The 12,924-nt window shown below is 41.5% G+C and carries 12 protein-coding genes; 6 read left to right on the forward strand and 6 right to left on the reverse strand.

Annotated elements, in window-relative coordinates; translation table 11 throughout:
- Positions 1-114: 114 nt before the first annotated feature.
- A complete protein-coding gene (locus tag PI95_RS15130) occupies positions 115-1,728 on the reverse strand; it encodes a hypothetical protein (RefSeq protein ID WP_039739496.1) in 1,614 nt (537 codons plus the stop codon).
- Positions 1,729-1,991: 263 nt separating this feature from the next.
- On the opposite strand from PI95_RS15130, the gene PI95_RS15135 reads away from it, so the two are divergent.
- Entirely contained in the window at positions 1,992-3,605 is a 1,614-nt protein-coding gene (locus PI95_RS15135) for an ArnT family glycosyltransferase (protein ID WP_039739494.1), read from the forward strand.
- Between the two features lie 164 nt (positions 3,606-3,769).
- Here the strand turns inward: PI95_RS15135 and PI95_RS15140 are convergent, their stop codons facing one another.
- A complete protein-coding gene (locus tag PI95_RS15140) occupies positions 3,770-4,141 on the reverse strand; it encodes a hypothetical protein (RefSeq protein ID WP_163518908.1) in 372 nt (123 codons plus the stop codon).
- Positions 4,142-4,774: 633 nt separating this feature from the next.
- Here PI95_RS15140 and PI95_RS15145 point away from each other — a divergent pair.
- Positions 4,775-6,673: a chloride channel protein gene (locus PI95_RS15145; RefSeq protein ID WP_039739491.1), complete on the forward strand. Its 1,899-nt coding sequence runs from the start codon at positions 4,775-4,777 to the stop codon at positions 6,671-6,673.
- 120 nt (positions 6,674-6,793) lie between these two features.
- Here the strand turns inward: PI95_RS15145 and PI95_RS15150 are convergent, their stop codons facing one another.
- Entirely contained in the window at positions 6,794-7,210 is a 417-nt protein-coding gene (locus PI95_RS15150) for an AbrB family transcriptional regulator (RefSeq protein ID WP_039739488.1), read from the reverse strand.
- Between the two features lie 446 nt (positions 7,211-7,656).
- On the opposite strand from PI95_RS15150, the gene PI95_RS15155 reads away from it, so the two are divergent.
- From PI95_RS15155 to pyrR, 3 genes are all read left to right on the forward strand, one after another.
- The gene (locus tag PI95_RS15155) at positions 7,657-8,100 is read left to right on the forward strand and encodes an RrF2 family transcriptional regulator (RefSeq protein WP_039739485.1); all 444 of its coding nucleotides are present in this window, start codon (positions 7,657-7,659) and stop codon (positions 8,098-8,100) included.
- A 108-nt stretch (positions 8,101-8,208) separates the two neighbouring features.
- Positions 8,209-9,177: an adenosylcobinamide-phosphate synthase CbiB gene (cbiB, locus tag PI95_RS15160; protein ID WP_039739483.1), complete on the forward strand. Its 969-nt coding sequence runs from the start codon at positions 8,209-8,211 to the stop codon at positions 9,175-9,177.
- A gap of 144 nt (positions 9,178-9,321) precedes the next feature.
- Positions 9,322-9,864 (forward strand): bifunctional pyr operon transcriptional regulator/uracil phosphoribosyltransferase PyrR, encoded by a 543-nt coding sequence (pyrR, locus tag PI95_RS15165; RefSeq protein ID WP_373695707.1) that lies wholly within the window; start codon positions 9,322-9,324, stop codon positions 9,862-9,864.
- A 170-nt stretch (positions 9,865-10,034) separates the two neighbouring features.
- On the opposite strand, the gene PI95_RS15170 is transcribed toward pyrR, so the two are convergent.
- Positions 10,035-10,415 carry a nuclear transport factor 2 family protein gene (locus PI95_RS15170; protein ID WP_039739480.1) on the reverse strand — a complete coding sequence of 127 codons (381 nt, stop codon included), beginning with the start codon at positions 10,413-10,415 and terminating at the stop codon, positions 10,035-10,037.
- A gap of 5 nt (positions 10,416-10,420) precedes the next feature.
- Between PI95_RS15170 and PI95_RS36825 the strand changes: the two genes are divergently transcribed.
- The gene (locus PI95_RS36825) at positions 10,421-10,549 is read left to right on the forward strand and encodes a hypothetical protein (RefSeq protein ID WP_268896775.1); all 129 of its coding nucleotides are present in this window, start codon (positions 10,421-10,423) and stop codon (positions 10,547-10,549) included.
- A 10-nt stretch (positions 10,550-10,559) separates the two neighbouring features.
- Here the strand turns inward: PI95_RS36825 and PI95_RS15175 are convergent, their stop codons facing one another.
- A complete protein-coding gene (locus PI95_RS15175) occupies positions 10,560-12,446 on the reverse strand; it encodes a hybrid sensor histidine kinase/response regulator (protein ID WP_039739476.1) in 1,887 nt (628 codons plus the stop codon).
- Entirely contained in the window at positions 12,412-12,909 is a 498-nt protein-coding gene (locus tag PI95_RS15180; protein ID WP_336507224.1) for a response regulator, read from the reverse strand. The genes PI95_RS15175 and PI95_RS15180 overlap by 35 nt, the downstream gene beginning before the upstream one ends.
- Positions 12,910-12,924: the final 15 nt, after the last annotated feature.

Here is a 12,924-nt window from a genome sequence, read left to right on the forward strand (position 1 = left end):
GATTGCAACTGCCCTGGATTTAGTCAATCCCAAGCATTTAAAAAACTGGTTTACAAATTGCTGTTACTGTACCTCATAAACCTGCAATACGCTGTATATTATTCCCATTAAATTTCACCCTCCCCCATTTTCATCGTTCTCAACTTGACTTCTAGAATAAGATGCAGGTCGTCTCCCCGCATTACGCACATTCACAAATTTACCAAGCAAATCGAACCAAAAAGGCGCACCCATAGCAATAGCAATACCACTGAAAATCCAACCAGGAATCATATATAAAATTCTCAAAAAAGGGAAACTCTGGTTTTTCTTAGGTGTCCAGGCAATCTGCTGATCTAAGTTAACATCAGACCAACCAATCGGTAAAGCAACGTTATTTAAAGCACCATCAGCTTGCTGTGTCAACTGATTTAAAGCATAATTAACTTGGTCTTGCTGAGAATTTGGATCGGCGATCGCCTGATTATTTTGATTTCTCAGTAATATTTCCCCAGCATTATTAGTAATTGTTTCTCGTAAAGCCGAATCTTTTGATAATCTACTAATCATGTGAAATGCATCCGCATTAGCGATAATAGCAAGACTTAAGCCCAGCATAATCGCTACACCTTTAGCATTACGCTTGTAAACACCAGAAGCTCGTTCCATTGAAGTATCAAACGTGCGTTCAATTTCTTTTTGTAATGTATGAATACCTTCTTCTGTAGTTTGAATCCTTGATTGGGCACGTTTTCCTAAAATAGTAATATTTTCTACAACAGATTTTGGAAGTTTGTCAATTAAATCTATAGTTTTAACTACATTTATAATTCCTTGATTGGTAGCGCTATCTTTATCTCTGACAGCTTCTTGAATTTCCTTATAAACAGCACTATCTCTTGTAATAGTTTCGACAACTTCATTGATATTAGGTCTTAAACCTCCTGACAAAATTGCCTGTTCGATATCTTCAAAAATATCTTTTTTGATAAATTTTACTCTTCGCAATGCTTTCTCAAATAAATTTTGTTTCGGCATCTCTGTCTGAAAAGTTTCTATATATCTATCCAGACTTTCTCCCAAACGAGTAACGCTAGTATTCAAATCAGCTTTTTTATTTTGAAAATTCCAACTTATTTGTTCAAAGTCTGCTTGAGTTTCTGCATATTGCTGAAACATAGTATTGATGAATGAAGCAGAACTTTCATCATCTTTTGTCTGTTCTTTCAATTCGGTTAAAACTTGTTCTATTTTAGCTAATTGGGCATTCTTAAATTTTTCCAGCCTGGATTGAGTTAATGTTTGAACCATTATCGGTAATTGCAAGGTTTCCATTAACGTAGTCGCAAATATGTCTGAGGGAATGTAAGAAGGACCGCTACGTTTTTTCTCTCCAAAAATAGTTTCATCTTTATCACCTCCTGGTCGCGCTGTTTTTATTGAACGATATAATGAGCCAATTCCCCACGTAAGTCTGCGCGGTAAAGTTACAAGAAATCCTTTAGCTTCTTGGTTAATATTTCTTACTAAAGGATGAGAATAAATATCATTAGCTAGTTGGATGACATGAGCATCTTCTGAGTTGTCAACATCACCAGCTAAAAAGATTTCAACTGATTTTTTGAGGTGTTCGGCTCGCCATTGCAACACAGTGGCAATCAATTCCTGAATTTCTGAGGCTAATAAACTTAAAATTAAGTAAGTAAATACTAAACCCAACGCCAAATCGAAAATAACAGGTAGATTCATTGATAAACTCTCCTTCTTCGGTAGAATATTGTGTATTGTATTATGGGTATCAGTTTTTTTGGGAAATATTTGTTAAATAATTTAAAAAAAATTATGAGAAGAAATTCTTAAAAAAGATTATTCCCGATCGCGCAAATTTGAGCTAATTTTAAATCTAGGAATTATTCACAAAGGCAGTGATTGTTACGTGTTGGCAACATTGGAGACTCCAAAACGTCTGGAGTGTAATCGAAGTGTGCTTTTCATACTTATTATCCTAGATTATGCAAGAAGGAAGCTTTACTTGGAGTCGCCTAGAAAAACAATATCGCGTGGTTGAAAAAAGGATTGATTGGGGATGGGTGATAGTGCTGTTGTTGGCAGCAGTGTTACTCTTTAGCATAAATCTTGGGGAATTGCCACTGCGAGATTGGGATGAAGGTACTGTGGCACAAGTTGCCCGTGAAATTTGGCGTGCGCCGGCTGGTTCAATGCGTTGGCTTTACCCGATGCTAGGAGGTCAACCATATCACAATAAGCCACCGCTGATGCATTTGCTGATTGCTTGGACTTATTCGCTGTTGGGCGTAAATGAGTGGACTACGCGCTTACCAGGAGCAATGTTAACAGCTATTTCTGTACCTTTGTTGTATTGCATTGGTAGAGAGATATTTCGCCAACGTTGGGCAGCGATTTACAGTGCTTTGATTTATCTAACGATGTTGCCGGTAGTGCGTCATGGACGCTTGGCGATGTTAGATGGTGCGGTAATCTGCTTTTTTATGGTGATGATGTTGTGTGTATTGCGATCGCGTCGCGATTTGCGATACTGTCTGGGCATTGGCATCGGTTTTGGCTTAATTTGTCTAACTAAAGGCATGTTAGGCATATTATTAGGAGCTTTAGCATTTTTATTTCTTCTGTGGGATACCCCACGACTTCTCACCAGTTGGTATATGTGGATAGCCATCATCATTGGCAGTATACCGATAGTTTTCTGGTCTGGTTCCCAGTGGATACATTATGGTGAAAGTTTCGCCCGCATTGGTATTATGGGTCAATCCCTCAACCGCATCAACACAAATGTTGAGAATCATTCCGGACCACCCTGGTATTATCTGTTAGAAATTTTCAAGTACGCATGGCCCTGGCTGATGTTTTTGCCGCAAGCGTTACGCTTAACTTGGGAAAATCGCAATCTTAGCTGGGCAAAACTCGTACTGGTGTGGAGTGCTGTTTACCTGCTAGCGATTTCCCTGATGGGAACCAAACTACCCTGGTACGTCTTTCCGATTTACCCCAGTTTCGCTTTAGCTTTTGGTGCGCTGCTGGCAGAGACAGAAAATCCATCTTTACAGTCATCTTATCCCCGCGCTTGGGTAGCTAGTTTTTCATTACTAGCTGTAGTAGCTTCTGCTGGCAGCATTTATTACAGCTGGGGCACAACAGGTAAATCTGACTTACAGATGATTTTTGCTGCTGTAGCTGTAACTATGGCTTTAGCCGCTATTTTAGCAGAGCGAGGTGACGGACAATTCCTGAAAATTTTGTTTTGGGGAAGTTATATTTCGCTGCTGCTGTTGATGAAATCAAACTATTGGGTTTGGGAATTAGAAGAAGCCTATCCTGTTAAACCAGTCGCTGTGATGATTCAGCGGGCAAAACCCACAGTCAGAAAGATTTATACATCTTTTCCATATCATCGCCCGTCATTGAATTTTTATAGCGATCGCAACATTATTCCCGCTTCTGATGCTGAACTAAAATATTATTGGCAATACAACGAGCAACCCTACTTTTTACTCGATGCATCTGCTCTGAAAAATCTCCATTTAGAATCAGTGAAGCGAATTGACGAAACCGAAGGTTTCACACTGATTACAAAAGACACATATTGAAAGGGGGAAGGGGGAAGGGGGAAGGGGTAAAGGGGAAAGGGGAAAGGTATGGAGTTATTTAAAATTCACACCGATGTTTCAAATCACTTCTTCCCCTTTGCCCTTTGCCCTTTGCCCTTTCCCCCTTTCCCTTTCCCCTTTCCCCTTTCCCCCTCTTCAAATCCCTATTCCCTATTCTCCACCTTCTCCGTTCCTGGAAGACTAGGGACTTCGGAAGTCTTTTGCTGAGTGACACCAATCATCCCGAAAAGAATAGCACTTACTACAGCTAAAGCTAGCAAAGGACGCTTGAGGACGATAAAATCTCTTATAATCCTAGCTAAAGGACTGCTTTGACGACGTAGCGATGATGAGATTATCATCTGTCTCAAGATAAACGGATCGCGGACGTAGTGACCGCTTTGAGAAACTACTAGGCGTTCCTGGCAATACGGACAGCTAAATAAGCCAATGCACGTCTTAACTGGCTTTGGCGTTGCATTTCTCCGGCAAATTGGGCAAGTAACATAATGATTATCAAAGGTGTGTGTATTCATCTACCTTGTCCGCTTAGTCCACTCACTCGCTCTATAACAATAACTATATTCAATTTCCGAACACCCTCGTAAATTACTGAGTGTGGTTTGACCCTTCGGGTCAGCAAGTTTCCCATCTCCCAAAGGGAGACGCAAGCGAACGACGCAAAGCGCCAAGACGGGAACTTGCTGACATAAGTCATGAATCACACATTTAGTATTTCTACGACAAGCGGGATGCTTATCTTACTAAGCATCACTTAAGTTCCGAAGTTTTGAGCAGTTGCCGCTCGACACTTCTTTTTGCAACACGAGTGTAGCTACATTTGGCGTAGTTATGACTCCTAGTTGCTTTTGCTGTGGGTGTGCGTCTGTGAGCTTACAGGTACTACATTTTCGCGCTCAGAGAATAGAGTCTGCGCTAAAAAAGCATTCCCTTAGCTCACTATTGACCATTAATTCTCTCCCATTCAACCATTATCCCTATAAAAGTATGAAGTAGTGGCAAGTTTTTACGAAAGCTTTGTAAAGCAAGCAAAAAAACTAAATAATTAACACACAAACTCTTTACTTGTCTAGATGCTAAATCATGCTTCACAATAAGAATTAACACATAAAAATTTAATTTTTTTCTTACATTTACCCCGCCTATCAATGACTCTCCTGCCTCCCGCCGAACTTAGGAAGGTAACGGAACAACCTGCCTTTCCTACTTTTTCCCTGCGCTTAACTCGCTTGGTTAATCGTTTTCAACCATCTCCAGAAACTGTTGTACTCTTTTTAGCGGTGCTAATTGGTGGCGGCACGGGTATGGGTGTCGTCACGTTTCACTATTTGATTGAGCTAATTCACCGCTTGATGCTAGAAAATTTCATGGGCGCGATCGCTCATTGGGGTGCTTGGACTTTAGCCTGTGTCCCTACCCTTGGCGGCTTAATTGTCGGCTTGATGCGCTGGCGCACTCAAGATTTTGGACCTGGGCTTTCAACTCTCATCGCCTCCCAAGGAACAGAAGTCACGCGACAACTACGACCAGTAACCAAAATGTTAGCGGCTTCTGTTTCTTTAGGAAGCGGTGCTTCCCTCGGACCCGAAGGACCGAGTGTGGAAGTTGGCGCAAATTTGGGAATGTTGATGTCTCAAGTGATGCAAGTATCTCAAGAGCGACAGCGCTTGCTTTTGGGTGCTGGGGCTGCGGCTGGCTTGGCTGCGGGCTTCAATGCGCCGATCGCTGGTGTGTTTTTTGCTTTAGAGGTGGTATTGGGTGCGACATCTTTCGCGTCTTCTGCTGTCAGTGTGGTGCTGTTAGCAGCGGTGGTGGCAGCGTTGATTGCTCAAATTGGTTTGGGAACACAACCCGCTTTTGATTTACCTGTTTATCAAGTCATCAGTCCGCTGGAATTACCACTTTATCTTGGCTTGGGTTTGGGAGCAAGTTTAGTTTCTTTGACTTATACCCAGTCGATTTCTCTAGCGAAAGCCTGTTTTGCCGGGAAAGTTCCCGGTTTTGAATTTTTGGGACGAATTCCGCAGCCAATTCATCCAATTATTGGCGGTGCAATAGTAGGTACTGTAGCTTTAAAATTACCCCAAATTTTGGGTATCGGTTACGGAACTGTGGAAGCGATGCTTCAAGATGTCAAGTTTTCGCTTTCACTGTTGGTTGTACTGCTAATAGTCAAGCTGTTGATGACAGCAATTAGTGCTGGTAGCGGTTTGGTTGGTGGGGTGTTTGCCCCAGCAATGTTTTTAGGCGCTTCTTTTGGAAGCGCTTACGCCAAAATTTTGGCAATGCTTATTCCGGGAATCGCCGCACAAATGGCGGCTCCCCCAGCTTACGCGATGGTGGGAATGGCGGCGGTTTTGGCTGCAAGCGTCAGAGCGCCGTTAACATCAATTTTATTATTGTTTGAATTAACGCGAGACTATCGGATTGTTTTACCGTTGATGGCGGCGGTGGGTTTGAGTTTTTGGCTGGTGGAGCGGATGAAGCCAACTTTTAACTCTAACTCAAATTTACAGCAAATCGGTCTTGCGGAATTAAAAGATGAAAAAGTAGAAATTCTTTCTTCAATTTTGGTAGAAGATGCTATGCTTTCATCTCCAAAAAAGCTGCTGGCAACCATGAAGGTGTTCGAGGCAGCTTTGGAAATGACACGCGATCGCGCTTCTAGTGCTTTAGTAGTTGATGAAAAAGAGCGATTAGTGGGTATCCTTTCTTTAGAAAATATTAACCGCGCCCTTTCTGTTTCGGAATATCCAAATTCACAGAGCGAAATGCAGGCGCAAATATCCAATCTAAGCCTCATGGAAATTTGTACCAGAGAAATTGTTTATGCTTACTGGGATGAACTTTTATCTGACGCTTTAGACCGCATGTCTGTTCGAGGTTTGCGACAGTTACCCGTGGTAGCACGAGACAACCACGAGCGCATTTTAGGTTTACTACAAAAAGAGCAAATTGCTTTAACCTGCAATTTAGCAGTAACACGCAAAGCAATTCACCACTATTTACCAGTAATCCAAAAAACTGGTCTAGCTATTCGTCAGTAGTCAATAGTCAACAGTCACAAGTCAAGAGTCAATAGTCAACAGTCAAAAAATATCGACTATGGACTATGGACTTGTGACTATGGAATGCGTGACTATTGATTATTGACTATTGACTAGTTATTAAGCTGTAGCTTCTTCGAGTACATCAGCATCTTCTTTTTCGTCTGCGTCTACCTGTCGCAGACGAATGTGCTTTTTGCCTAAAGTAATTAGAAACTCATCTCCGGCTTTCAGACCCATTTGTTTTGTGTACGCCGATCCTATCAGCAAGTTACCATTAGACTGCACGCTAATTCTATAACTAGCACTACGTCCACCACGCCCATTGGCACTGGGAGCGCTGTCCAACTGAATGCCTTCAGCATCAATTAGGGCATTTAAGAACTTCATCATATTGACGCGCTCTATACCGTTTTTGGTAACGGTGTAGTAGCCACACTTCTTAGCTTTGTCTTCTTTGCTAACGTTTTCTAGCTCTTTGACTTTATGGAGCAGATCTTCACCGACTAGGGGTTCAATTTTTTTCTGTTTAGCCATCAACTTAGATCGAAAATGAATGGTTGAACTTTTTGAATCGATTTTATTTTAGCTGACAAATAGCTCACACGCTCAAAATCGTGAGTGGGAATTATTTAGTTTTTATCTCAGCCTAGCCAAGTATATTACACGAATCGACAGAATTTTTACGATTTATCCAATATTTTCCAGGGCAATATATCTTAAAGAAGATTGTTATGGATATATCTATAGTTTGTGAAATACTGCTACACTATATTGGTTGAAGTTTCCTTGCCTTTGTTGCGATTGGCAAGTTGTTCAGTTGCCATCAGGCGATAATACAAGACGCAGAATGATAAGCAAAACCGATCCTTTGTGTCAATAGCTAGTGTTTGGTGGGAGCGTGGGAGCGTGGGAGCGTGGGAGCGTGGCTGTAATCTAACTTAAATAACCAACAACTTACAAGCTGACTCTTGCGTTGCTGAATGAAACTAACTACCAAAGGACACTATAGTGTAAAAGCGTTGCTAGATTTGAGCTTACAGACAGGTATTGGTCCTGTATCTGTCAGAGCGATCGCGCTTCGTCAAGATATCCCCGCTGCTTATTTAGAAAAATTACTTATAGAAATGCGTCGATCTGGTTTGGTAAAATCAATTCGCGGCAGTGTTGGTGGATATCAATTAGCGCGATCGCCCGAACTAATCTCTGTAGGACAAATTTTAGAAGCTGTCGGTGAAAGCATTACCCAATTACCTCATTCTGACATCAAAACTACACTTGCTGAAGATTGGGTAACATATACTTTATGGCAGAGGCTACAGCAAAAACTTAAAGAAGCTTTATATAGTATTACCCTCGCAGACCTCTATTATGATGCTCGTAGTTGGCAAGCAGCTCAAGGGGAAGAAGCTAGTTTTATTGTTTAGTCTATAGTCAAGAGTCAATAGTCCATAGTCCATAGTCGAAAATTCTTAACTGTTAGCTGTTGACTGTTGACTTTTGACTTTTGACTCTTGACCTTTGACTCATAGCCAATGACACCATCTGTTATTTTAATCATTGCCGCCACTTTAGATTACTTAATCGGCGATCCTTCGGGTTTTCCTCATCCAGTGCAAGTTATGGGATGGGTAATTTCTCGTTTGAGCAAATTCGCATTTCAATTTTGTCAAAATTCCATAACACAGCGAATAGCGGGAATTTTACTAGGCACAATTGTCATAATAGGTAGCGGCATTGTTGGCGCTTTTATAATTCAAACTGCGAGATGGCTGCATCCGCTATTGGGAATAATATTAGAAAGTATTCTTCTTGCCAGCTGTTTTGCTTTGAGAAGTTTAAGAACAGCCGCTTCTTCAGTTTTACTACCTTTAGGTGCAGGACAAATCGCTTCGGCTCGGTCTATTCTAAGTAATTATGTAGGACGAGATACAGAAAACCTCACCGAAGCCGAAATTTTGCGAGCTGTTCTGGAAACAGTTACGGAAAATGCTACCGATGGGGTGATGGCTCCTCTTTTTTATGCAATTGTGGGAGCATTTTTGCCATTTGTGGGGGCAGCGCCCCTAGCTCTAGCATATAAAGCTAGTAGTACACTTGATTCAATGGTGGGCTATCGCTCTTATCCCTATACTTATTTAGGTTGGTTCAGTGCGCGGTTAGAAGATTGTTTAACTTGGCTTCCTTGTCGGTTAACAGTGATAACATTAGCGCTTTTATCAGGTAAACCATTGCATGTTTTCAGGATTTGTCAGCGAGATGCGATTAAAGACTCCAGTCCTAATTCGGGTTGGAGTGAATGCTGTTATGCTGCTATTTTGGGTGTGCAAATGGGAGGTACAAACTACTATCGCGGTATAGCTACATATAAACCACTGCTAGGAGACGCGATTTATGCGATCGCACCAACTCACATCCAAAAAGCTTTGCAATTAACTCGATATTGCTTTTTACTGTGGTTATTCCTAACTACATCTCTATTCTTTTTACTCCTAATAAGGTAGCGATCGCTCATAAATCTCGATAAACTGCCTACACAACCCAAGATAAAAATAACTCTTCCCCCTTCCCCCACTTTTGTACAGACGTTCCGTCGGAACGTCTCTACCTCAGAAAAACGGTATAATCACTAACTCAGGGTATTGTTTATGATTATGTCTGCCAAAGTCGTTGAAATTCTCTCAGCAGAAGAAATACGTCGTACCGTAACCCGTCTTGCCTCTCAAATCGTCGAAAGGACACGCGACTTATCCAACTTAGTACTATTGGGTATTTATTCTAGAGGTGCATTGTTAGCCGAATTGCTAGCACGTCAGATTGAGACACTCGAAAACGTATCCGTGTCAGTTGGAGCATTAGATATTACATTATATCGGGATGACCTTGACCAAATTGGCTTGCGAACTCCGGCAAAAAGTGATATTTCTATTGACCTGACAGGAAAAACGGTTGTCCTTGTCGATGATGTAATTTTTAAAGGACGGACAATTCGTGCTGCTTTGAATGCAATACAAGAGTATGGCAGACCAGAAGTGGTTCGTTTAGCTGTACTGGTAGACAGAGGTCATCGTGAGTTACCAATTCATCCTGATTTTATCGGTAAGCAACTACCCACTGCTAAGGAAGAGGTTGTCAAAGTTTACCTGCAAGATTGGGATGGACGAGATGCGGTAGAGTTAATTGGGGATTAGTAATTGGGAATGGGGAATGGGAAAATTTCTTCAGGGGAAAGGGAAAGGGGGAAGGGGGAAAGGTTAAGAAAAACCTCTTCCTTTACCCTTTACCCTTTACCCTTTACCCTTTTCCCTTCCCCCTTGTCTCCTTGTCTCCTTGTCTCCTTGTCCCCTTGTCTCCCCATCTCCTAGCGCATAATCGGGCTACCATGATGATGAATTAAATACCACTTTCCACCAAGAAGTTCAAATACGTTGGTAGCGATTGATTGTGCTTGAATTCGTCTACCCTCAATGACTTGAAAGACGTTTTCAACAAGTACAATGCAGGCAATATTATCGCGAACTTCTGTAGTAATTATGTCTGTGTTTATTTCAATGTAGGCAGTATTTTTAAATATCTGTTCCCAAGAGGTGCGAACTTGCTTCCAACCCCGCAGTACATTCCATCCGGGGTGAATACAAAGACTACCAGTTAAGAGCGACCATACTACACTCATTGCTTCGATGTCTTTCTTTTCAAAAGCTCGATAAAAAGCTGTGTTAGCGGCTAAAACTTCAGGTGTCATGGGGAGTGGGGGAGTGGGGGAGTGGGGGACAAGGGGGACAAGGGAGACAAGGGAGACAAAGAACAACTATCAATTATCAACTAATAACTAACAACCAACAACCAACAACGCTCCAACTATCAACTATCAACTAACCACTAACAACTAACTATTTTTAACTGTATTAATTGTTTCCAATAATTGCTTTGCGGTGTAAGGTTTGGATAAGAAAGCTTTGATTCCTAAATCGTATGCTGCATTCATTTTATCGCTGGTAGCAAGTCCGCTGATGACAATAATCTTGACGTTAGGGTTAATTTTGTACAAGGTGCGAATGGTTGTGATGCCATCCATTGAGGGCATTAGCATATCTGTTAAGACTATAGATATTTTATCGCGATATTCTGCATAAAGAGCGATCGCTTCTATGCCATCACTAGCGGTTATCGCTTTGTAGTTGTAGGCTTCTAGGGATGTTTTGGTAATCTCTCGAATCGATGGTTCATCATCGACGATCAAAACCAACTCTCCGCTGCCATGTGGCAATTCTAGTTCTTTTTCTTCGGGGGATTCTGCTGTTTCTTGGGCAGGTAAATATATTTCAAATTTGCTGCCTTTGCCTACCTCGCTGTATACATTGATGAAACCACCGTGACTTTTGACTATACCAAGTACTGTGGAAAGTCCTAAACCTGTGCCTTTACCGAGTTCTTTAGTGGTAAAAAATGGCTCAAAAATCCGGTCTAATACTTCATGTGTAATGCCAATTCCTGTATCAGCAACTGTAGCGACGATATAAGAACCAATTTTCGCGTCAAGATGCATTTTAGCATAATGCTCATCTACGATGAAATTTTCGGCAGAGATTGTCAAAATTCCGCCATTGGGCATAGCATCACGAGCATTAACACACAAATTCATTAATACTTGATGCAATTGGGTAGCATCTCCAGAAACAGTCCAAAGATTTCGTGAGGTTTCGCAGTCAACTTCTATTGATTTAGGAAATGTTTCTTTAATAACTTGGCGAATTTCTAATATTAAGTGCTTTAATTGTAAGATTGTACGATCGCCTTCGACACCGCGAGTAAAAGATAATACTTGCTTAACTAAATTCGCTCCACGTTTGGCGTTGGTTACTAATATCGGCAGCAGTCGCTTACTTCGCGCATCATGCAGCTGTGTCTCCAATAGCTGTGCGGTCATTAAAATCGGTGCGAGGACGTTGTTTAGGTCGTGGGCAATACCGCTTGCTAAAGTGCCAATGCTTTCTAATCGCTGGGCGCGTAAAAATTGCGCTTCCAGTTGTTTTTTCTGTGTAATGTCAGTGTTAACAACTAGAATAGATTGTGATTTTTTATCAAATGGTACTAATGTCCAGCGGCTTTCGACAATGATTTCTTTGTCGTATTTTGTTGTTTGATATAACTCTCCTTCCCAAGAGCCATTTTTCATCAGAATGTTGAGGGCTTCTTGCAGTTGCAGTGCATGTTTTGTCTGCCAAATATCTTGGGTTCTTTTGCCGATCGCCTCATCTTTTCTACAACCATATAAACGTTCGGCTGCTTTGTTCCAAAATAAAATTTTATTGTCTAAATCGCGCACATAAATCGCATCGGTAGCGACATCAAGTAAAGCAGCTTGTTCGCGAATTTTCTGTTCTGTTTGTTTGCGCTCAATCGCATAGCGAATCGAACGCTCTAACAAAGGTGCTGACAGCTGACTTTTTTCTAAATAGTCTGCTGCACCTGCTTTCATTGCCTCGATATCTATTTCTCTATCTCCTTTACCGGTAAGTAAAATTATCGGAGCGGTGGAACCATTAGCGATCGCTTCGCTCAATAACTCCAGTCCATCCCCCTCACCCAAACGATAATCAACTAGATAGATATCGTGGCGATTTTGAGCGATCGCTTCTCTAGCTTTTGCATAACTACTGACCCATTCGAGTTCGCTACCAGTTACCTGAAATTCATCGAACCAATCACGAGTCAAAATATAATCATCTTCGTCATCGTCAACTAGAAGAACTTTGATTGGACTGTTGTTCATTTCTGCCTCCTACTGCTTCTAGTGGTAGTTCCACAATTTCAAACCAGTATTTGCCTATCGTTTTCATTACCTCAACTAAAGAGGCAAAGGTGACAGGCTTAATGATGAAGGAGTTTGCACCCAAATCGTAAGTACGGTAAATATCTTCTTCTGCTCTGGAGGTCGTCAAAACAACAATCGGAATTTTTCTCAGATTAATATCGGCTTTAATTTCTCTGAGTGCTTCCCGTCCGTCTTTTTTTGGCATGTTTAAATCGAGCAAAATCAAACCCGGACGCGGTGCTAGTTTAGCGTTGGTATACTGACCACGGTGGTACAGATAATCCATCAACTCTTCACCATCACTTACGATGCGTAGCTCATTTGACAATCGGCTTTCTGCCAATGCTTCACGAGCTAACAAACAGTCGTCTTCATCATCATCCGCCATCAAAATTGTGACGGTTGTTTGCCGACCTTTCACTATGAATTTTCCCCT

The sequence above is a fragment of the Hassallia byssoidea VB512170 genome (assembly GCF_000817785.2).
Taxonomy (GTDB): Bacteria; Cyanobacteriota; Cyanobacteriia; order Cyanobacteriales; family Nostocaceae; genus Hassallia; species Hassallia carrinoi.

Excerpts from the sequence above, each read along its gene's own strand:
- PI95_RS15145 (WP_039739491.1), top strand. The coding sequence starts at position 4,775 with ATGACTCTCCTGCCTCCCGCCGAACTTAGGAAGGTAACGGAACAACCT.
- PI95_RS15140 (WP_163518908.1), bottom strand. The coding sequence starts at position 4,141 with ATGAATACACACACCTTTGATAATCATTATGTTACTTGCCCAATTTGC.
- PI95_RS15155 (WP_039739485.1), top strand. The coding sequence starts at position 7,657 with ATGAAACTAACTACCAAAGGACACTATAGTGTAAAAGCGTTGCTAGAT.
- cbiB (WP_039739483.1), top strand. The coding sequence starts at position 8,209 with ATGACACCATCTGTTATTTTAATCATTGCCGCCACTTTAGATTACTTA.
- PI95_RS15135 (WP_039739494.1), top strand. The coding sequence starts at position 1,992 with ATGCAAGAAGGAAGCTTTACTTGGAGTCGCCTAGAAAAACAATATCGC.
- PI95_RS15150 (WP_039739488.1), bottom strand. The coding sequence starts at position 7,210 with ATGGCTAAACAGAAAAAAATTGAACCCCTAGTCGGTGAAGATCTGCTC.
- PI95_RS15130 (WP_039739496.1), bottom strand. The coding sequence starts at position 1,728 with ATGAATCTACCTGTTATTTTCGATTTGGCGTTGGGTTTAGTATTTACT.
- PI95_RS15175 (WP_039739476.1), bottom strand. The coding sequence starts at position 12,446 with ATGAACAACAGTCCAATCAAAGTTCTTCTAGTTGACGATGACGAAGAT.
- pyrR (WP_373695707.1), top strand. The coding sequence starts at position 9,322 with ATGATTATGTCTGCCAAAGTCGTTGAAATTCTCTCAGCAGAAGAAATA.
- PI95_RS15170 (WP_039739480.1), bottom strand. The coding sequence starts at position 10,415 with ATGACACCTGAAGTTTTAGCCGCTAACACAGCTTTTTATCGAGCTTTT.